Origin of the sequence: Sporomusa rhizae (assembly GCF_041428845.1) — a bacterium.
In the GTDB taxonomy this organism is placed as follows: Bacteria; Bacillota; Negativicutes; order Sporomusales; family Sporomusaceae; genus Sporomusa; species Sporomusa rhizae.
The window spans coordinates 2291517-2310608 of record NZ_CP156925.1 but is presented as its reverse complement, the minus strand read 5'-3'; the positions used below and the strand labels follow the sequence as shown (position 1 = coordinate 2310608).

Below are 19092 nucleotides of genomic sequence, written 5' to 3'. Positions count from 1 at the left end.
TCTATTAGAATAACTTCCAAACGAGAATTTCTATAGATAGAATAACGAATGAGACCAAGCACGATGGTTTGGTCTCATTCGTTATTTTATAGAGCTGTTTGAGGACGGTATATTCTGGCCGCTTCGGCTGGAGCTTGATTAATGTTAAAAGCAGCTTCCATTATTTTTCTTGCAATAGGTACGGCAGAAGACGAACCGAAACCACCTTGCTCAACAATTACAGCAACTGCAATCCGTGGATCCTCGTAAGGGCCGTAACCCACAAACCAACCGTGGTCAGAACCATGCGAATTTTCAGCTGTACCCGTTTTACCGGCTATAGCAACAGGGAAATCGCCAAAGGCAGCAGCAGCAGTACCACCTTCCTGAGCTACCTCTCTTAAAGACTCACGAATAAGAGTTAGAGTAGGCTCAGAAATAGTAATTTGACCAACTTCCTCGGGAGTAAAAGTTTTAATTACTTCGCCGTTAGCGCCGGTAATCTTACTTACAACATTAGGTTTATAACGGTGGCCGCCATTGGCAACTTCACTAATAAGCATAGCCATTTGCAGCGGTGTTGCTAGTTGAAAGCCCTGACCAATCTCAGCGTCGAAAGTCTCTGACAGATACCAATCTTCGCCATAGGCCTTTTCCTTATAACGACGGTTTGCTACTAGCCCGTCTGATTCTCCAGGTAAATTTATCCCTGTAAACGCCCCTAAGCCAAACATCCGGGCATATTTTTCTAAGTTATCAATACCTAAGCGGTTGCCCATTTCATAAAAATATACGTTATCAGACTTCGATAACGCCTCCCGGAAGTTAATCCAGCCAAGAGCTTCACCCCCTGCATTTCCTTTCGGGATAATCCAGTGGGCTCCTGAATCAAGAATTTTTTCTTCAGGCGTAACCTTGCCAAGTTCCAACGCAGCGGCCCCTGTTACAATCTTAAAAGTTGAGCCTGGTGGATATTCGCCGGAAATCGCTTTATTATCCATAGGATGATGGGGATTATCATTCAACATTTTCCAATCTTTCGCTGAAATACCACCATTAAACAAATTAGGGTTAAAAGTCGGACGGCTTACCATTGCCAAAACTTCCCCCGTCTTAGGGTTTAGAACAACAGCTGCCGCAGCTTTTGCTTTGATAAATTCTGTCTTAGTTTGAAGATAAGTAAGTTGTTCATCAATGGCAGCTTCTGCCGCCTTTTGGATTCGATAGTCAATCGTTAATACTAAATTGTGTCCAAGTACCGGCTCTTTCTTACCAAGAACTTGTACGGGACGGCCACTGACGTCAACCTCCACTTGATTGCCGCCATCTACGCCTCGAATCTCTTTATCATAAACATTTTCTAAACCGAATTTACCAACGATATCTCCGGCTTTATAACCATCGGTTTTGCGTTTTTCCAATTCAACATCGTTTATCTCGCTAACATAACCAAAAATATGAGCACCCAGTTCATTGTTAATATAATTTCTGAGTGGTTGAACTTCAATAACAACACCGGGCAACTCTGATCTACGTTCCTCAATCTTGGTAACAATATCCGGGCCAACGTCTGTCTTGACCCGGATGGGTTCAAAGGAACCACTATGTTGTGACAACTTTGACTGAATTTCTTCAGTATTCATACCAAGAATTCCAGCCAATTTGTTAATTACTTCTGCCGGCACGGGTCCGCTTATTGGCAGTAAGGATACTGTAAAACCAGGACGGTTAGATACCAGCATCACACCGTTACGATCATAAAAAACACCCCGTGGGGCCATTATGGGAATTAATCTTATCCGGTTGCCGTCAGCCAGCCGCCCATAATACTGTCCTTGCGCCATTTGCAAATAGCCCAGGCGACTTACCAAAGCAACAAATATGAAAACTATGATAATACTTAAAATCTCCAGTCTGCCATTTAATCGCTTAGCAAGCATCCGACAACCTCCTTTTCTAAAAAATGCACAAAATCAAAACTGACTGCGATTTCCAAACGTAATTCGGTAAATCAAACGATGAACCGGGATACAGAACAAAACGTTGTATCCTAAAGAAGGTAAAACTTGATTTTTCAGCATGGCTAAAAACTCGACTTTATAGCCTAACAGAAAAAGCAGCGCTTGCAATACCGCGCTGTTGAAGAAAGTAGCTATAACAATTGCCAGAACCGGCAACAAAACACTTTCTTTGAATACTTTTCTCTCAGCCAACCCCGCAACATATCCTATAATCATTTTTGATAAGACATTTAATCCAAATATGTTGCCTGAAGCAAAATCCTGCAGTAAGCCTGCAAAAAAGCCAACCCCTACGGCCTGCTCCCGTCCAGCCAATAAACCGCAAACTACTACCATAATTAGAATTAAATCAGGTTTTACACCTTGGTTAAAAATAATTGGGAGCAATACAGCCTGAACGGCAATAGTAATAATTAGCAACCCAGCCCAGACGAATAGATTTTTCATCGCCCCGCCGCCCCTTTCGGCGGCGTTGGTTGAGTAGATTGAGTAGATTGAGTAGATTGAGTAGACTGCCCGGGTGTAGGTTGTGCAGGTTGTTGAGGTACAGGCACAGGTTCACGTGAATGTACAATAATTAGTACTTCTTCTAGTCTATCAAAATCTACGGATGGCTTCAAGACGGCATATTTTAATAATCCACCTTCATCATTAATGATATCGACAACTTCCCCGACCAACAAACCTTTTGGATAGATGCCGCCAAAGCCAGAAGTAATAATTTTATCACTTTTGATTATATCAGCATCCCGTGCGATGTTAATCATATGGGGTGATAAGGGGCTGGAACCACTGCCTTCTACAATGCCAGCTACCCGCGATTCAGGGCGCTGAACTAAGCAGCCGACTGCACTTCGCGGGTCTAATATAAGCTGCACTTTAGCAGTATTATTATAAACATTTACGACGGTACCGACAAGACCTTGCGGCGTTACTACAGCCATGTCCTTGGCTATTCCGTCGGCAGTACCACGATTAATAACAATTATGCTGGTCCATGTTCCCGGGTCACGGGCAATTACTTGTGCCGTAACAAAATCAAACTGCGGCGACGCTTTTTTGTAGTCGAGTATTGCCCGAAGCCGCGCATTTTCGGCCAAAATTTCGGTAACATTAACATTGTTTTGGCGAAGCTCGGCATTTTCGGCTTTTAGCACTTGGTTATCACGGTATACTGTCATAATTTGACCAGTAAATGAGCTTGTTTGGCGAAAACCATAACCAAGTCGGGCTAATACATATTCTATCGGTGCTAACACTGTAACTACAGCCCGTTCAACAAAATTAAATTTATATTTTCCCTGGGCTACTGCACTGGCCAGCAAAAAGACGGTAAGTACCGCCACTATGAGTATAACCGCCTTTTTGTGAATGAAATGCACTTTCTGGGCCCCTTCCTAACACGATTTGCTGGTTAGCTTAACTTCTTGGTAGTCATTAAAACTCTTTTCAATAAATCAATGCTTTCTAACGCTCCACCCGTACCGGCTGCAACACAGGACAAAGCATCTTCCGAAATATGAACCGGCATACCGGTTTCTTTGTTAAGTAACCGATCAAGGCCTCTTAAGAGCGAGCCACCGCCGGTCATAACTATTCCCCTATCCATTATGTCCGAAGCTAACTCCGGCGGAGTCTTTTCCAAAGTAACTTTAACCGCCTCAATAATGCCGGCAACTGGTTCACTGAGTGCTAATTGAACTTCACTGGCTTTAATAACAAGTGTTTTAGGCAAGCCAGTTACCAGGTCACGTCCCCGCACATCAATTTGCTCATCTGCTTTCAGCAAAATTGCCGAGCCAATTTTAATTTTTACTTCTTCAGCTGTACGTTCACCAATCATTAAGTTATAAGTGCGTTTTATATATTGGACAATGGCTTCATCCATTTCGTCACCGCCAATACGGATAGATCGGCTGGTAACTATGCCACCTAATGAAATAACAGCAACTTCTGTGGTTCCGCCCCCAATATCTACAACCATATTTCCTGTTGGTTCATGGACGGGTAACCCTGCACCTATAGCTGCAGCCATTGGCTCTTCTATTAGATAGGCTTCCCGTGCCCCGGCCTGAATTGTAGCGTCAATTACTGCCCTTTTTTCGACTTCAGTTACACCGGAAGGTACGCCAACTATAACGCGCGGCCTGATAAAAGATTTAGAATCCATAGCTTTTCTAATAAAATACTTAAGCATGGCTTGCGTTACATCAAAGTCGGCAATGACGCCATCCTTAAGCGGTCGAATAGCCACAATATTGCCCGGCGTACGTCCAATCATTTGTTTTGCTTCCTCACCAACAGCCAGTACTTCTCCAGTATCACGCTGAATAGCTACAACCGAGGGTTCTCTGAGGACGATCCCCCTGCCTTTGACGTGCACCAACGTATTGGCAGTACCAAGATCTATACCCATGTCACGTGATAGTGAACCAAATAAATTCAACATAGACTTTAGCCCCTTTCTTTTAAGAAAACCTATTATATTATTCCCTTTTCTTTAAAACTAACATACTTACCGTCGCCAATTATTACATGATCAAGTACTGAAATGTTTAGTATGTTTCCTGCCTCTACTAATTGTTTGGTAAGGCTTATATCCTCTTGACTGGGTGTTGGATCACCACTCGGATGATTATGAACTAATATTACAGCAGCTGCACTGTAGCATATAGCTTCGCGAAATAATTCCCGGGGATGGACAATAGAAGCATTTAAGCTACCGACAGAAACCATTGCCCGAGCAATAACGTGGTTCTTGGTAGATAGCAATAATGCTATAAAATGCTCTTTTGTCTGATACCTTAGTTCCGCCATCATTAGACAAGCCGCATCGCTTGGACTTTTAATTACAGGACGCTCCTCAGGTTCTTTTCGACTTAATCTAAAGCCCAGCTCAATGCCTGCCAGTACAGTAACAGCTTTGACTAATCCAATCCCAGATGTTTTACTCAACTCTTGCGGGGATATATTGCCAAGGGCGGCTAATTCATATTTAACTAGCAGTTGCTCCGCTAAGCGGTTAACAGGTAAATTTTTCGTTCCTGTACGGAGCAATATTGCCAATAATTCAGCATTACTTAGAGATTTTACGCCTTTTTCCAGCATTTTTTCTCTGGGACGCTCAGTCTCAGGCAATTCTTTCATCATCAACTGCTTGTCCCTGTTCATAGCAATTCTACCCCAGCCATGCTTAACAGTTCTGCTAGTGTAACAAGCGGCAATCCAACCACATTGTTATAGCAGCCATCAATCTTTTCTACTAACAGCGCTCCCCGCCCCTGAATGGCATAAGCTCCCGCCTTATCCATAGGCTCACCTGTAGCAATATAGTTTTCTATTTGCTTCGATGTTAACTGCCTAAACTTAACGCTGGTGGAACTGTATCCGGTAAAAACCTGCTGACCTTTGACCACCGCGACCCCTGAGATAACAATATGTTCTCTGCCGGCAAGTGCTGTTAACATCGCGGCAGCATCATTTTTGTCTGTTGGTTTGCCAAATACCTTTCCATCCAAGACTACAATAGTATCAGCACCAATAATTATATCATCGCCACAAACATGTTTACTGACGTCAAAAGCTTTTTCACACGCATGCGCAATTGCCAATTCCTGAGGTGGCATGTCTTTAGCATTATCTTCTTCAACCTGGCTGACAATAACTTTGAATCTTAAGCCAGTCAGTGACAACAATTGCTGACGCCTGGGTGATGATGAAGCTAAAATAATTTCCATGCCCTATTCCTCCTAAAAACGTCGAAAAAGCAGTATTGCCGCAATAATCCCTACCACGCTCATCAAGTTAGGATATAGTGCAAATCCTATTACCAACTTGATTACGTATAAATTAATGGAAACCGGTGGTACATCAAACACAGGAAACGGCTTAATTAAATATGGAGCAACTCCTGAAAGCAAGCTGGAACTAGCGGCAATTTCGCCTAAAATGCCACCAACAACTGCCCCGGTGACAAGAAACAATACCATCATCCCCATACTTCTCCCGGCTGAACCACCTTTCCTACTGGCGGTTTTCATCCTAATACCCCCCTAGGATGTTAAAAATAAAATAATCCTTGCATTTTTCACAAGGACATTATTTATTTACCCAATCAGTATTCCTAATTCTGAAACCATAATTTGCCTGAGCCAACTAAAAAGTAGTTAGCTGCTAAACCAGTACATAAACCTGTAGGTACAGCAAAGAGCAGTAGATAAGGTAAATACCACAAAAGCCCCGAACTATTTACAAGGGCAGCTGCCAAAACTACTTGCGCCAAATTGTGAGCGGCTGCACCAAACAGACTTACTCCTACTAACGAAAATACTTTCTGGTAACTATGACGAATATAAGCCATTATAAAAATGCTGACAAGCGCTCCGCCCAAACTCATGACAAATGCCGGTCCAAGTAGTGAACCGCCAAATAATGAACCTATAGTAACACGAGTTACAGCAATATAGACTGCATCCTGCCAACTGAGAATAACAATTGCCAAAAGCGAAACTATATTTGCCAACCCCAGCTTAACGCCAGGAACGGGAACAGGAAGCGGAAAACGGCTTTCCAGTACATGAACTGCGGAAGCCATCGCTACTAGTAAAGCCAAAAGAACCAGACGTTTTGTTCTACTCATGACTACCTCACAATATCATCGACGTCTATGGGACTTGCGGCCACTACTTTGACAACAACGCGGTATGGCAAACAGACAATCTGCTGAGGAGGAATGCTTATCCAACCTGAACGAACACAAATCTGATCCGGACAATCTGCATCTTTTATCCGCACGCGTCCATTTTCGTATTCAATAAGGTTAAACCCATGATCTCCGCCCAGTCTAAATTCTCCTACATAACCTTGTCGTAACGGAATTGTTTTTACCGTCTGCCCATTTACAGTAATAACTACGTTTCGTTCTTGATCGCTACTTCCTGTAAGATGGTACATATTTAATCCAATTCCTGTTAGCGCAAATAACAATAATACTGCAACTAAGTATTTATCAGCTTTTGTCAGCATTAATTTGCCACCTTGCTCATATTCTATTATATTTTACATTAAAACACCGCGTTATGCAAATAAACACAAAGTAAAAATTTGATGAATAACGAAGAAAATATTGAACGTTTTAATCTATTATCAGTATTTCTGTTTCAAAAAGAAAAAGAGGAGGGAATTCCCTCCTCTTTCGTGTACTTTTGTTTTAATTAAGCTACAGGATCTTCATTGCCAGGAATTACACCAAGTACAGCTTTTTTTATAGCTTTGGTCGGGCATTTAACCAGGCAAGTAGGATTATCGCATTTTTCCTTACATACTTTTGCATCTACAATTGCCAAACTGTTATCCATAGTAATGGCACCATGCGGACACTCTTTCAGACACAAGGTACAACCAATACAAGCTGCACTACATGCTTTCTTAGCAACAGCACCTTTATCATGGGAATTGCAGTTAACCCGGACATGAGCACCAAGCGGCATCATATTGATGACTTTTTTGGGGCATACTGTTTCGCATTTGCCACAACCGGTACATTTTTCAGGATTAATGAGCGGCAAGCCATCTTCTGTCATCGTCATTGCACCAAACGGGCAAGCCTTGACACAAGTGCCAAGTCCTAAACAGCCATATTTGCAGCTCTTAGGACCGCCAAACAATAAATTTGCAGCCACGCAATCCTGTACACCATGGTACTCACTAGCTTTAACTGCTCTAGCATGAGAACCTGCACATCTTACTTGCGCAATACGCGGTTCGATGGCAGCAGCAGCCTTACCAGTCAATTCTGCTACTAATTTAGCTACAGGCTCTTTACCAGGGGTACAGAGATTTGGCGGTACATCAGGATTTGTTACAACTGCTTCGGCATAGTTCATACAACCAGCATAGCCGCAAGCACCACACTGTCCTTTAGGAAGTACATCTTCTACAAGATGGATTAACGGATTAACTTCTATGGCCATTTTCTTATTGGCATATGCCAATACTAAGCCAAATATTATGCCCAGACTTGTCATAATAGCAAGTATTACAAGTGAATGTTGGACAACTCCATGTTCCATTTACTTCTCACGCTCCTTTCTATTCAGCTTATAGCGGAATCATTCCAGAAAAACCTAAGAAAGACAAGGCTAACATGCCTGCCAATATAAAGGCAATTCCAAGACCCTGCAGAGATTTAGGAACATCAGCATATTGCAGTTTTTCCCGCAGGCTGGCCATAAGGATAATTGCGAGGGCAAAACCTGCGCCAGAACCGAAAGCGTTAATAACGCTCTTGATAAAGTCATAATTAGCTGAAGCATTAATAAGAGGTACACCTAAAACTACACAGTTCGTAGCAATCAGCACCAGGTAAATTCCCCACATCTCATAAAGTGCAGGCGCATATCTTTTAATTGCAATTTCTAAGAACTGTACGAAACAGGCAATTAACACAACAAATACTACAATTTTCAAGAATACCAGATCGTAAGGTACCAACACCAAATTATATACAAGCCATGCTAGTGCGGATGATACTGTAAGGATGGATGCAACCGCCATGCCCATACCAACAGAAGCACTCAGACTCTTGGAAACACCGAAGAAAATACATAAACCTAAGAAACGTGTTAAAACGAAGTTGTTAACAATTACTGCGCCCATAAATAGAGTAAAGTATTCCATTATACAGCCTCACTCCTTTGCACTGCATTTTGGCTGGCTTTGGCTTCGGCTTGTCTGTCCTGATATTCACCGATAACGTTAAACATACCGATCATCAGACCAATTACTAAAAACGCCCCAGGCGCCAGAATCATAATCATCGGGCCATCATAGGAAGTAGGAAACACTTGCATAGCCATAGAAGTTCCGCCTAAAAGCATACCTGTTCCAAACAGTTCACGAACAGCTCCGATAAATAGCATGGCTAAAGTAAAACCAGCTCCCATGCCTAATCCATCTATTGCCGATGGTATTACGCCATTCTTCATAGCAAACACTTCAGCACGCGCCAAGATAATGGCGAATACAACGATTAGTTCTAGGTAAAGCCCTAATTCTCTGTATACTGCCGGGAAGTAGGCTTCCAGAGTTAAGATAATCAAGGTAACTATTGTAGCAATAATAGTGATAAACACCGGTACACGGACTTTGGGATTAACAAAGTTTTTTACAATGGAAACTGTAATGTTGTTGGCAGTAATAACTGCCATAACGCAAAGCCCCATGCCTAATGCATTAAATACAGTGGAAGTAACCGCCAGCGCCGGACAAAGACTTAACGCAAGGCGGAATATGGGGTTCATTTCAAAAATACCTTTTTTAAATATTTGCCAATAATTCATATTCCACACCTCACTTCTTCTGGCTGGCCGAATACGTGGCAACCGCTTCTACAGCTTCTCTTACGCCCTTAGTGACGGCTCGGGAAGTAATGGTTGCACCAGTCAGCGCCTGAATATTTTTATCCGTAGGAACTTTGACGACTTCCATATCAGATGCAGCTTTATTGGTAAACTGTTTACGGAATTTAGGCTCCACCATCTTATCGCCAAGACCAGGAGTCTCATTATGTTTTAAAACTTTGAAATCCATAGCCTTACCTTCAGGAGTCACAGCGGCAAGCATATCAATGCTGCCACCATAGCCTTTGCTGCTAGCAGGTACAACATAGGCAATAACTTTACCGCCTTTTATGCCAGCATACCAGCCTTCTTTGCCATCAATGGCTTTAAAGGCCTCGGCATCTTTAACAAGTTCTTTCATAGCGTCATTCTTAGCCTTAACACGTTGCTCGGCCGCAGTCGGTTCGGTAATAGCATACGTTCCCGCAATGATGACCCCTGATATAAAACAGGTTATGGTTAAGTTCATAGCAATTTTAAAAATGCTATTATTCTTATCGTCATGTGCGTGTGCATCATGTGCCATGGTCGTTACCTCCTTGCCCCAAATTTTGCAGGCTTAATCCAAAGGTCAATAAGTGGTGTCACACAGTTCATTAGCAAGATTGCATAACAAACGCCCTCAGGATACCCGCCTAATAAACGGATTAATACAGTAAGCGCACCCGCTCCTACGGCAAAGATAATTTGACCTTTTACGGTAATAGGAATAGTAACCATGTCGGTGGCCATGTAGAATGCACCCAAAATTAGTCCACCTGACATCATATGCATGACAGGGTCATGTCCGAAGGCGGCTGTTAACACACCAACAGTACCAATCATACATACTGGAATCTGCCAGTTGATATATCCACGATAGATTAGGAATATGCCACCAAGAATCAACAACAATGCAGAGGTTTCACCCATACTGCCACTGCGGGAACCGATAAAGAGCGCCTTATACATTTCTACTTTATCGCCAAAGATGGCTACAAGCTTTTCATAGCCTTGCAGTTTTAAAATACCAAGCGGAGTTGCAGAGGTAACGCCATCCAACTTGCTCGCCATTTCCGGCCAAGTGGTCATCGCTACCGGCCAAGAAGCCAGCATTATTGCACGGCCAACGAGTGCAGGGTTAAAGATATTGTAGCCAAGGCCGCCCATGGTGTGCTTAGCTATAGCAATAGCCGCCACAGTACCAAATACAGGCATATACCAAGGCAAAGTTGCCGGAATATTCATAGCAAGTAAAAGGCCTGTTAAAAAAGCACTACCATCATTAACGCTAATTGGCTTGTTCTGCCATTTTTGAATAAAATACTCAGTAGCCACAGCCACAACAATACATATCAGCATATTTGTTAAGGCAGGCATACCAAAACGATAGACGGAAAATAGCGCTGCCGGCGCTAATGCCAGGTTGACCGCCCACATAATCTTAGCAATAGATTCGTCGCACCTGATGTGCGGTGATGCTGAAACCGTTAAAGTACCAGTGTCAAGTTTTACTTCTGCGCTCATACCGCCCACCTCCTATTTCTTTTGTGCAGCCGCAGCTGCTGCGTTTTGAGCTTTGGATAACTTGATATAGTGAACAATATTGCGTTTTGCCGGGCACACATATACACATGAACCACACTCTACGCAGTCTAAGAGGTCATATTCTTCCTTAGCAGTGGAGAACGCACTTCGCTCGCCAAGAATACTCAGCATACTAGGCACAAGTCCCATCGGACAAGCATCGACGCAACGACCACAGCGAATACACGGACGCTCAGGCCCAACATTAACGTCAGCTGCACTCAGCGCTAAGATACCGGATGTTCCCTTTATAACCGGCGCGTCAAGTGTTCTTTGAGCCATACCCATCATAGGACCGCCCATGATAACTTTGACTGGTTGTTCTTTAAAACCGCCACACATAGCCACTGCCTGAGCAAAGGTTGCCCCTACTCTAAGCAGAATGTTCTTAGGCTCAGCGATAGCGCCGCCGGTAACAGTGGCAACACGCTCAATCAGTGGAATGCCTTTTTCAACAGCATCTGCTATAGCTACCAGAGTTCCAACGTTCTGTACTACAGCACCTACATCCATTGGTAATCCGCCTGACGGTACCTCTCTGTCCAGAATAACCTTAATTAAAGTTTTTTCTGCCCCCTGTGGGTATTTGGTTTTAAGAGGAACTACTTCAATGCTGGAACCAGCGCAAGCTTTACGCATAACTTCGATTGCGTCCGGCTTATTTTCTTCAATACCGACATAACCTCTATTAACGCCAAGAATTTTCATAGCGATTTTCATACCGGTAACAATACGTTCTGTTTGTTCCAGCATTACCCGGTGGTCGGCAGTCAGATATGGTTCACATTCTGCTCCGTTTAAAATGAAGGAGTCAATAGGTTTTTCCGGCGGCGGTGACATTTTAACATGAGTCGGGAATGTTGCCCCACCCATACCTACAATGCCGGCAAGCCGAACAATGTCTTTGAGTTCTTTAACGTCAAGTGACTGCCAGTCACGACTTAACGGTAAACCGGGTAGCCACTCATCCTGACCGTCACTTTCAATAACAACGGCTTGGCAAGTGCCAAAAACAGGATGAGGATATTCAGCAATTTCTACTACTTTACCAGAAGTTGAAGCATGAATAGGACTAGCTACAAAGGCTTGAGCCTCTGCAACAACCTGTCCTTTCTTGACCAGATCGCCCACCTTGACTATGGGTGCGCAGGGCGCTCCCAGATGCTGCCTGGTAGGAATGATGACTTTTTGCGGTATTGATGCCACTTCTATCGCTTTAGCAGCTGTATACCGTTTGCGGTCGTCGGGATGAACCCCCCCGCGAAAGCTTTTTGCCATGATTTCACTCCTTCTGTTTGGTACAATTAATTTAATCGCCTATGTTAACCTGCCTACGACAAAATACGGACAATTACCGGTTTCATTTTGTCATCGGTTCTGGCATTGCGATCAAAAAACTTAATGTAGATAATAGATAAACCAAAAGCCACAAACCCGCCGCCAAGTTGATACCACAATGGATCAACTGCATGTTGAAGATTTGCAATATAGTTGCCAGCAAATGCTCCCGCAACAGCGGCAATCAGCGGTAGCATGTAGACAATAAAAGCGGCTTTAAGCATGTTTACTTCTTTAATTTCAATGGCTACGCGCTGGCCACGTTGCGCTCCTACTGGATTTAGCGCTTCCACCACGATTGCACTACTTCCCGGGCAATTTCCGCAATTTTCGCAATCACTGTGACGACTGGCTTTTACTTTGGCCATATCACCAAGAACTTCTACAACTATTCCTTCCTGCTGCTTTTCCAGTGTAATTCCTCCTTTGGCAGGATTAGACTTGAATCCTTTCTGGTGAAAACGGGTTATTATATTCGCGTCAAAAAATTATATACCTTCATTTTATCACAAATTACTTTTTTCACATTTCCAGTTAATCACTTTCGGTATATTTGAAAAATTCTAACTGTACTTACAATACCAGATTTTCTGAAAAATTGCTATACTCTTTTGTGAAATTTTGTACAAAATCTTTTATTTTTTACATACTTAATTTTAAAAAAGCTTTCCGCGGCATTATTTGTAATGTCCGGAGAGCTTTTTAGATTGCAAATGTATGTTTTATTAAAATTCACAATTATATTTAATATTCATATATATTATTATTTTTCTAAAAGTATTAAAATTCACTCTTTCTCTTGACTTAGTACTTCTTTAATTACTTCTTCTTCCGGAACCATGACTTTATCTGGTAACTTTGTCTTTAACGCTGCTAATAATTCACTGTTTGGCTTAAAATAAAACCGCCGATTTTCCATTTTCCCTTTATACCCAGGTACGGTATATGCTAGCGTCCATACATTACGTGCATCAAGGGCCGAGTTAAAACGGTATGTCCGGCGAAATTTTATAACGCCGATGAGTTGCGGTTTATACTGATATATACCAAAAATATCGCGGTAAGGTACTTCATGACTGACACTGCCTAAAAGACCGCGCTTAGTAAGTTTCAAAACCTTCTTTTCCATTTCGTAGGTATACTTAGCTGACATCCGTTCGATAAGTACAAATAAAACCATAGCCTCGGCCATTAGTTCTAATGGATGAAATATTTTTAGAGCAAACCATTTGTATAGTGAAAAAATAACAAGAGCTGCAAAGATCGAAACTGCTATAGTCATAACAATAACATTTTTTCTACTGGCTTCCGATTGTACTACTAAATTTTTCAATATAATAAATCCTCCATAAAACTGTTTTACCAATATACTTCTCGTTAAATCCAATAAAATCCTGGGTAGTTATCCTAAAAGATTTTGGCAAATTCGTCTATATTCTTATGACATTTCTTAAAAATAATAGACCGGGTTATTAGCCCGGCCTATTTCACACTGCATTTCTTTTAGAAACCAAGCAGTCCAAAGAAAACATAGCACACGACAGCACCGACTACGGACATAGCCAAGCCCCAAATAAGAAGGTTACGGAACAGTTTGGCTTTATCTTCGTGCTCACCAGCACAGGCAATACACAATGCGCCAAGAGTAGACAATGGTGAAGTATCCACAAGGTGAGCGCCGATGTTAATAGAAGAAATCATGGCGATCGGGTTACCACCGCCGATTTCCTTAATAAGACCAGGCACCATTGGCAGGAACATGGGCATTACTACGCCTGAAGAGCTGGAGTATGCGGAAATAATACCAGGGATAAGTCCCAGGAAGAAGTTAATAGTCGTAGAATTGGAAATGGCTCCAATCATTTTTACCATTGCATTTAAGCCACCGGCTTTGTCCATAACATCGATAAGTACCGATACACCGCATACCATCATGATAACGCCCCAAGGCATTACTTTAACAGAGGCTTTGCTGTCGCCGGAACCGGCAAGCATTAATACTCCGGAGAGAATGAATGCTACGGTACCAACATTAGAAAGCATATTGGCCAGCCATACATTGGCTTTAAAGAATGGTTTGAAGGCTGGAAGACCGGGAAGCACTACCATTATAATCAGAACAAAAACCATAGCCAGAGTCAGCCATTGATGTTTGTTAAAAGGTTCCGGTTTCGGAGCTAACTCATCAATATTCAAACTGGCCCCACGCTGCTTCTGAATCCATGCCCAACCACCGAGAACGAAGAATCCGCCAATATTAACAAAACCTTGCGCGAGCTCTGAGTTGAAGTGAATTTTCCAGGCTAAGCTGTTCAGTTGCTCAGCCGGAATACCTAAGCCAGGAGCCATTTTAGCAATGATTCCATTGGAAATAATACCAGTTGGAGCGAAAGGAGAGAACGCCGCACCATTAGCCGCGCCTACAACTATTAGTGTCATTAAAAATGCAGGCATTCCTACCCTTGCGGCTATAGCCATCGCAACAGGTGCCATAAGAGCGCAACCAGCAATATTGCCAGGGCCGATTGTTGTTACAAAAGTAGTCAAAGCGTATACAATCAGGGGAATAAGGGCTGTGTTTCCTTTACAGAGTCGAACGGAATATGAGGTTAATTTCTCCATTGTTCCGTTGGTCTGAGCCATACCGAACATAAAGGTTACACCAACTAAGATCATGAATAAGCTAAGAGGGAACGATTCCATTACTTTAGCGCCAGTTAAGCCGCCCCAGATGCCACCTACAATAATGGCAAAACCAATACTAAGGAAACCTACGTTGAGATCTTCATTTACACAGCTGATAATTACAACAATCACTAATGCAACTATTGACATTATCGCTGCCATTGAAATTTCCATTTACATTTCCTCCCCACATTATAGCTTTGTTGTAATAAACCCTAGATGACTGCTAGCTTTTTATAATATTCCACGCTTTGTTCCGTCCAATACCCCCTTTACACTATTTTCTTATTTTTAGATAAAACATACTAATCTGAAAAATCTGGAGCAAAAAAAATCATATCTCAACTTTCTCTAGAAAGACTAAAGATATAATTTTTCTCGTTTCGACACATTTCGACGGTTTTTGCCGAAAAAGTGAGTACAATAAAAAGACGGAAGAGGGAGAAAAATCACTCCCCCGCCTTTTATTCTGTTTTATAAACCGAGGATACCAAAGGCTACATAGCACACTACTGCACCTACGACTGCCATTGACAAACCCCACAACATTAGATTTCTAAATAACTTAGCTTTATCTTCATGCTCAGCCGCGCAGGCAATACATAAAGCGCCAAGAGTAGATAACGGTGAAGTGTCAACAATATGTGAGCCAATGTTAATGGAGGAAATCATTGCTACCGGATTCCCGCCGCCAACCTGCTGGATAAGGCCAGGAACCATTGGCAGGAACATAGGCATAACCACACCTGACGAACTTGAATAGGCTGAGATAAGACCGGTAATGAAACCTAATACACCGTTTACCGTCGTTGGGTTAGATACTACGGCAATCATTTGAACAAGCGCGTTTAAGCCACCGGCCTGATCCATAATATCAATCAGAACCGACATACCGCAAACCATGAGGATTACTCCCCAAGGCATTGCCTTAACTGCTTTTGCATCATCAGCTATCCCAAACAACATAAATATAGAACCAATACCAAAGGCAACTGCACCAACATCCCATTTAAGGATGATTACTGAAAGCACTAATGCAGCAATACCAACTAAAGTAGCTACCTGCTTAGAGTCAAATGGTTCTGGTTTAGGTGCAATTTCATCAATATTAAGTGCTGCTGAACCACGTTGTTTGCGCATCCAAGCCCAGCCGCCAAGTAAGAAAAAGCCGCCGAAGTTTACGATGCCTTGTACAACTTCTGAATTGAAATGTACTTTCCATGCTAAGCTATTAAGTTGATCGGCTGGAATACCAAGTCCTGGAGCCATCTTGGCGATGATACCGTTTGAAATGATACCTGTTGGTGCAAACGGTGAGAAAGCAGCGCCGTTTGCAGCACCAACTACCAATAGAGTCATTGCAAAAGCAGGAACACCGATGCGGCCGGCAATAGCCATGGCTACCGGGGCCATAAGTGCTGTTGCAGCAATATTACCAGGGCCGATTGTTGTAACAACGGTAATGAGAACAAACAAAATTATAGGAATTAAGGCAGTGTTACCTTTAGCTAAGCGCACTGCATAGGCACTAAATTTTTCCATAGTACCGTTTACTTGAGCACAAGCAAACATGAAAGTTACACCGATTAAGATCATAAACAGACCAACCGGCCAGCCTTTGAAAATGGCGGCAACTTTCATTCCTGAGAACATTATGCCTACAAGTAACGCGGAAGCAATACCAAGAATACCAACATTCATTTCCTTAAAGCAGGAAATGAGAACGACAATAGCTAACGCTATAATTGACGCCAACGCAGCGGTACTGATCTCCATAAATTTTCCCTCTCCCTATTGCATGTACTATTCCAGCTAAACTACATTTTCTTCCGCAAGAGAATTATAAACGAATTCAAATGCATATAGGCATGCTTGCTGGTTATTTAATATAAATTTTTAGTCTTCGTCGTCTTCATATTCATCATCATCGTCTTCTACCGGCGCAGGAAACGCGGCATGCAGCGCTTTAGTAGCTGCAATAAAAACGGCGATAACGGCAAACATTGTCGGCAGTGCTACTGCCATTAACGTAACTGCTTTTGAAAATGCGCTTTCCATCTATTTACCTCCCCTATTTCGCCAGTGCCGGAATCAGGGCAAGTACTAAGCCGCCGGCCACAACAGAAGCTACCTGTCCGGCAACGTTTACCCCAATAGCATGCTGGATAATGAAGTTAGTGGGATCTTCTTTAAGAGCCATCTTAGCGATTACACGGCCAGACATTGGGAAGGCCGAAATTCCGCAAGCACCAATCATAGGATTAATCTTAGTTTTGCTAAATATATTTAAAAGCTTGGCAAAGAGTACGCCGCCAACAGTATCAAATACGAAGGCTACAGCGCCTAGAGCCATGATCAAGAGAACGTCAAAAGTCAGGAAGCGTTCAGCGGTCATAGTGCCACCAACAGTGATACCAAGAAGCAAAGTTACAAGGTTAGCAAGCTCGTTCTCAGCAGCGCTGGAAAGATTCTCAACAACACCGCTCTCCTTCAAGAGGTTTCCGAACATCAAGCTGCCAATAAGAGCAACTGAGATCGGAGCTACGATACCAGCAATAACCACAATCATAATTGGGAAAAGGAACTTCGTGGTCTGGGAAACAGGCTCTTCCCCTTCAAATCCCATTTTAATCTTACGTTCACTCTCAGTAGTGATTGCTTTAATAACAGGCGGTTGAATTACCGGAACCAGCGACATGTAGCAATAGGCAGCAACCGACAGAGGTCCTAACAGTTCTTGAGCAAAACGGCTAGCAACATAAATAGTTGTCGGACCGTCGGCAGCACCAATGATACCGATTGAAGCGGCATGTTCAAAGGAGAAACCTACCAAAGTTGCACCGATAGCAGTTGCAAATATACCGAATTGGGCGGCAGCCGCAAATAACATAACCGACGGACGGCGAATGAGCGGCGCAAAATCACACATCGCACCAATTGCAACAAAGATAAGTACAGGGAACAACTCATTTGCAATACCAGCATTATAGAGTACAATTAAAAATCCTTCTTCACCAGGAACGGTTGATACAGCAGAAGAGTGAGGAATATTGGCCAGAACTGCGCCAAAACCGATAGGTAAAAGAAGTGACGGTTCGTAGTCATGTTTTACGGCTAGATAAATCAGCAATGCGCCGATACCCCACATAACCACATGCTTCCAGGAAAGACCCAGGAAGCCCATGAGAAGTTCGTCAAGCCAGGGATACTGGTGAATCAATGCTTCCATGTGTATTGTTTACCTCCTAATATATGTTGATGAAAGACCTGAATATTAAGTAAATTATCTATTTTTTAGTCGATATAGGATTGTTAGGAAATAGTGCGGAGTAGAGATCCGCACTATTTCCTTTTATAGTGCATCTTAGCCCAGAACGGCCATAACCTCACCAGGTTTTACGTTTTGACCAGCGTTTACATTGATAGACTTAATAGTACCATCAGCAGGAGCGCCAATCTCGTTTTGCATTTTCATGGCTTCAAGAATGAGGATTACCTCACCTTTTTTCACGCTTTGACCGGCTTTAGCAACAACTTTGCTGACTTTACCAGGCATTGGTGCAGTTATTGGGGTATCGCCGGCACCAACTTGTGCAGGTGCAGCAGCGGAAGCTGCAGCTTTAGGAGCAGGAGCGGCAGCAGGTGCAGGGGCTGCCGCAGGTGCAGCAGCAACCGGACGAGGCTGAGCTGAAACAGCACCGCCTACTTCTTCTACCTCTACCTCATACGTATTGCCATTAACTGTTACATTAAATTTTTTCATTCTAAAGGACCTCCATTCATTGATGGTGTTCTATATGTTTAGGCGAACTGACGGCTATCCATAACCTTTTGTCGTCCAACATTAGCCCACTGGTTACCAGTACGGGTAATCCTAACGGCAAGATTGCCTGTTCCCATCATCGCGTAGATGCTGGCAGTAATAACAGCAACGACTTCAGGGCTAATACCCTCTGCCTCTACCGCCATCGAAGATTCAGCCTGAGTTGCCTCGACTGGTTTTTTCTTCTTTTTCTTAGGCTTAGGCGGCTCGGGTGTGCCGAATAAGGAGTCAAAAAAGCCCACGTTATCTATCCCCTTTCTTTCCGCTCTAGAAGCTTAAG

Annotated in this window: 23 protein-coding genes; all 23 read right to left on the bottom strand. The window is 42.9% G+C overall.

What is annotated here, in order from left to right; translation table 11 throughout:
• Positions 1 to 86: 86 nt before the first annotated feature.
• The 23 genes from mrdA to SRRS_RS10400 all read right to left on the bottom strand — a co-directional run bounded on the left by mrdA (position 87) and on the right by SRRS_RS10400 (position 19054).
• The gene (mrdA, locus tag SRRS_RS10510) at positions 87 to 1919 is read right to left on the bottom strand and encodes a penicillin-binding protein 2 (RefSeq protein WP_371368582.1); all 1833 of its coding nucleotides are present in this window, start codon (positions 1917 to 1919) and stop codon (positions 87 to 89) included.
• Positions 1920 to 1952: 33 nt separating this feature from the next.
• Entirely contained in the window at positions 1953 to 2447 is a 495-nt protein-coding gene (gene mreD, locus SRRS_RS10505; protein ID WP_371368580.1) for a rod shape-determining protein MreD, read from the bottom strand.
• Positions 2444 to 3382 carry a rod shape-determining protein MreC gene (gene mreC, locus SRRS_RS10500; RefSeq protein ID WP_371368578.1) on the bottom strand — a complete coding sequence of 313 codons (939 nt, stop codon included), beginning with the start codon at positions 3380 to 3382 and terminating at the stop codon, positions 2444 to 2446. Before mreC ends, mreD begins: the two co-directional genes overlap by 4 nt.
• 32 nt (positions 3383 to 3414) lie before the next feature.
• Entirely contained in the window at positions 3415 to 4449 is a 1035-nt protein-coding gene (locus SRRS_RS10495) for a rod shape-determining protein (protein ID WP_371368576.1), read from the bottom strand.
• Positions 4450 to 4481: 32 nt separating this feature from the next.
• Positions 4482 to 5171, bottom strand: a complete 690-nt coding sequence (gene radC / locus SRRS_RS10490) for a DNA repair protein RadC (RefSeq protein WP_371368575.1) — start codon at positions 5169 to 5171, stop codon at positions 4482 to 4484.
• Positions 5168 to 5737, bottom strand: a complete 570-nt coding sequence (locus tag SRRS_RS10485; RefSeq protein WP_371368573.1) for a nucleoside triphosphate pyrophosphatase — start codon at positions 5735 to 5737, stop codon at positions 5168 to 5170. The genes radC and SRRS_RS10485 overlap by 4 nt, the downstream gene beginning before the upstream one ends.
• Positions 5738 to 5749: 12 nt before the next feature.
• Positions 5750 to 6040: a DUF4321 domain-containing protein gene (locus SRRS_RS10480; RefSeq protein WP_371368571.1), complete on the bottom strand. Its 291-nt coding sequence runs from the start codon at positions 6038 to 6040 to the stop codon at positions 5750 to 5752.
• An 83-nt stretch (positions 6041 to 6123) separates the two neighbouring features.
• Positions 6124 to 6639, bottom strand: a complete 516-nt coding sequence (locus tag SRRS_RS10475) for a Gx transporter family protein (RefSeq protein ID WP_371368569.1) — start codon at positions 6637 to 6639, stop codon at positions 6124 to 6126.
• Between the two features lie 2 nt (positions 6640 to 6641).
• Positions 6642 to 7025, bottom strand: a complete 384-nt coding sequence (locus SRRS_RS10470) for a NusG domain II-containing protein (protein ID WP_371368568.1) — start codon at positions 7023 to 7025, stop codon at positions 6642 to 6644.
• Between the two features lie 188 nt (positions 7026 to 7213).
• A complete protein-coding gene (rnfB, locus tag SRRS_RS10465) occupies positions 7214 to 8071 on the bottom strand; it encodes an RnfABCDGE type electron transport complex subunit B (protein ID WP_371368566.1) in 858 nt (285 codons plus the stop codon).
• Positions 8072 to 8099: 28 nt separating this feature from the next.
• Positions 8100 to 8678 carry an electron transport complex protein RnfA gene (locus SRRS_RS10460; protein WP_371368564.1) on the bottom strand — a complete coding sequence of 193 codons (579 nt, stop codon included), beginning with the start codon at positions 8676 to 8678 and terminating at the stop codon, positions 8100 to 8102.
• On the bottom strand, positions 8678 to 9340 hold the full coding sequence (gene rsxE, locus SRRS_RS10455; protein WP_371368562.1) for an electron transport complex subunit RsxE: 663 nt from the start codon (positions 9338 to 9340) through the stop codon (positions 8678 to 8680). Before rsxE ends, SRRS_RS10460 begins: the two co-directional genes overlap by 1 nt.
• A 10-nt stretch (positions 9341 to 9350) precedes the next feature.
• Entirely contained in the window at positions 9351 to 9926 is a 576-nt protein-coding gene (locus tag SRRS_RS10450; RefSeq protein ID WP_371368560.1) for an RnfABCDGE type electron transport complex subunit G, read from the bottom strand.
• Between the two features lie 5 nt (positions 9927 to 9931).
• Entirely contained in the window at positions 9932 to 10906 is a 975-nt protein-coding gene (locus SRRS_RS10445; RefSeq protein WP_371368558.1) for an RnfABCDGE type electron transport complex subunit D, read from the bottom strand.
• A 12-nt stretch (positions 10907 to 10918) separates the two neighbouring features.
• Positions 10919 to 12244 (bottom strand): electron transport complex subunit RsxC, encoded by a 1326-nt coding sequence (gene rsxC, locus SRRS_RS10440; protein WP_371368557.1) that lies wholly within the window; start codon positions 12242 to 12244, stop codon positions 10919 to 10921.
• A gap of 53 nt (positions 12245 to 12297) precedes the next feature.
• Complete coding sequence (locus SRRS_RS10435; RefSeq protein WP_371369790.1) at positions 12298 to 12696, bottom strand: SoxR reducing system RseC family protein; 399 nt, start codon at positions 12694 to 12696, stop codon at positions 12298 to 12300.
• A 395-nt stretch (positions 12697 to 13091) separates the two neighbouring features.
• A complete protein-coding gene (locus tag SRRS_RS10430; RefSeq protein WP_371368555.1) occupies positions 13092 to 13637 on the bottom strand; it encodes a hypothetical protein in 546 nt (181 codons plus the stop codon).
• Positions 13638 to 13807: 170 nt separating this feature from the next.
• A complete protein-coding gene (locus tag SRRS_RS10425; protein ID WP_371368554.1) occupies positions 13808 to 15163 on the bottom strand; it encodes an SLC13 family permease in 1356 nt (451 codons plus the stop codon).
• 300 nt (positions 15164 to 15463) lie between these two features.
• On the bottom strand, positions 15464 to 16765 hold the full coding sequence (locus SRRS_RS10420; RefSeq protein ID WP_371368552.1) for an SLC13 family permease: 1302 nt from the start codon (positions 16763 to 16765) through the stop codon (positions 15464 to 15466).
• Positions 16766 to 16885: 120 nt separating this feature from the next.
• Complete coding sequence (locus tag SRRS_RS10415; protein ID WP_371368551.1) at positions 16886 to 17047, bottom strand: hypothetical protein; 162 nt, start codon at positions 17045 to 17047, stop codon at positions 16886 to 16888.
• 13 nt (positions 17048 to 17060) lie between these two features.
• Positions 17061 to 18218 carry a sodium ion-translocating decarboxylase subunit beta gene (locus SRRS_RS10410; RefSeq protein ID WP_371368549.1) on the bottom strand — a complete coding sequence of 386 codons (1158 nt, stop codon included), beginning with the start codon at positions 18216 to 18218 and terminating at the stop codon, positions 17061 to 17063.
• A 135-nt stretch (positions 18219 to 18353) separates the two neighbouring features.
• Positions 18354 to 18752 (bottom strand): biotin/lipoyl-containing protein, encoded by a 399-nt coding sequence (locus SRRS_RS10405; protein WP_371368548.1) that lies wholly within the window; start codon positions 18750 to 18752, stop codon positions 18354 to 18356.
• A 38-nt stretch (positions 18753 to 18790) separates the two neighbouring features.
• A complete protein-coding gene (locus SRRS_RS10400; RefSeq protein ID WP_371368546.1) occupies positions 18791 to 19054 on the bottom strand; it encodes an OadG family transporter subunit in 264 nt (87 codons plus the stop codon).
• Between the last annotated feature and the right edge of the window lie 38 nt (positions 19055 to 19092).

Coding starts and splice junctions, on each gene's coding strand:
- mrdA (WP_371368582.1), bottom strand. CDS start 1,919: ATGCTTGCTAAGCGATTAAATGGCAGACTGGAGATTTTAAGTATTATC.
- mreD (WP_371368580.1), bottom strand. CDS start 2,447: ATGAAAAATCTATTCGTCTGGGCTGGGTTGCTAATTATTACTATTGCC.
- SRRS_RS10495 (WP_371368576.1), bottom strand. CDS start 4,449: ATGTTGAATTTATTTGGTTCACTATCACGTGACATGGGTATAGATCTT.
- radC (WP_371368575.1), bottom strand. CDS start 5,171: ATGAACAGGGACAAGCAGTTGATGATGAAAGAATTGCCTGAGACTGAG.
- SRRS_RS10485 (WP_371368573.1), bottom strand. CDS start 5,737: ATGGAAATTATTTTAGCTTCATCATCACCCAGGCGTCAGCAATTGTTG.
- SRRS_RS10480 (WP_371368571.1), bottom strand. CDS start 6,040: ATGAAAACCGCCAGTAGGAAAGGTGGTTCAGCCGGGAGAAGTATGGGG.
- SRRS_RS10475 (WP_371368569.1), bottom strand. CDS start 6,639: ATGAGTAGAACAAAACGTCTGGTTCTTTTGGCTTTACTAGTAGCGATG.
- SRRS_RS10470 (WP_371368568.1), bottom strand. CDS start 7,025: ATGCTGACAAAAGCTGATAAATACTTAGTTGCAGTATTATTGTTATTT.
- rnfB (WP_371368566.1), bottom strand. CDS start 8,071: ATGGAACATGGAGTTGTCCAACATTCACTTGTAATACTTGCTATTATG.
- SRRS_RS10460 (WP_371368564.1), bottom strand. CDS start 8,678: ATGGAATACTTTACTCTATTTATGGGCGCAGTAATTGTTAACAACTTC.
- rsxE (WP_371368562.1), bottom strand. CDS start 9,340: ATGAATTATTGGCAAATATTTAAAAAAGGTATTTTTGAAATGAACCCC.
- SRRS_RS10450 (WP_371368560.1), bottom strand. CDS start 9,926: ATGGCACATGATGCACACGCACATGACGATAAGAATAATAGCATTTTT.
- SRRS_RS10445 (WP_371368558.1), bottom strand. CDS start 10,906: ATGAGCGCAGAAGTAAAACTTGACACTGGTACTTTAACGGTTTCAGCA.
- rsxC (WP_371368557.1), bottom strand. CDS start 12,244: ATGGCAAAAAGCTTTCGCGGGGGGGTTCATCCCGACGACCGCAAACGG.
- SRRS_RS10425 (WP_371368554.1), bottom strand. CDS start 15,163: ATGGAAATTTCAATGGCAGCGATAATGTCAATAGTTGCATTAGTGATT.
- SRRS_RS10420 (WP_371368552.1), bottom strand. CDS start 16,765: ATGGAGATCAGTACCGCTGCGTTGGCGTCAATTATAGCGTTAGCTATT.
- SRRS_RS10415 (WP_371368551.1), bottom strand. CDS start 17,047: ATGGAAAGCGCATTTTCAAAAGCAGTTACGTTAATGGCAGTAGCACTG.
- SRRS_RS10410 (WP_371368549.1), bottom strand. CDS start 18,218: ATGGAAGCATTGATTCACCAGTATCCCTGGCTTGACGAACTTCTCATG.
- SRRS_RS10405 (WP_371368548.1), bottom strand. CDS start 18,752: ATGAAAAAATTTAATGTAACAGTTAATGGCAATACGTATGAGGTAGAG.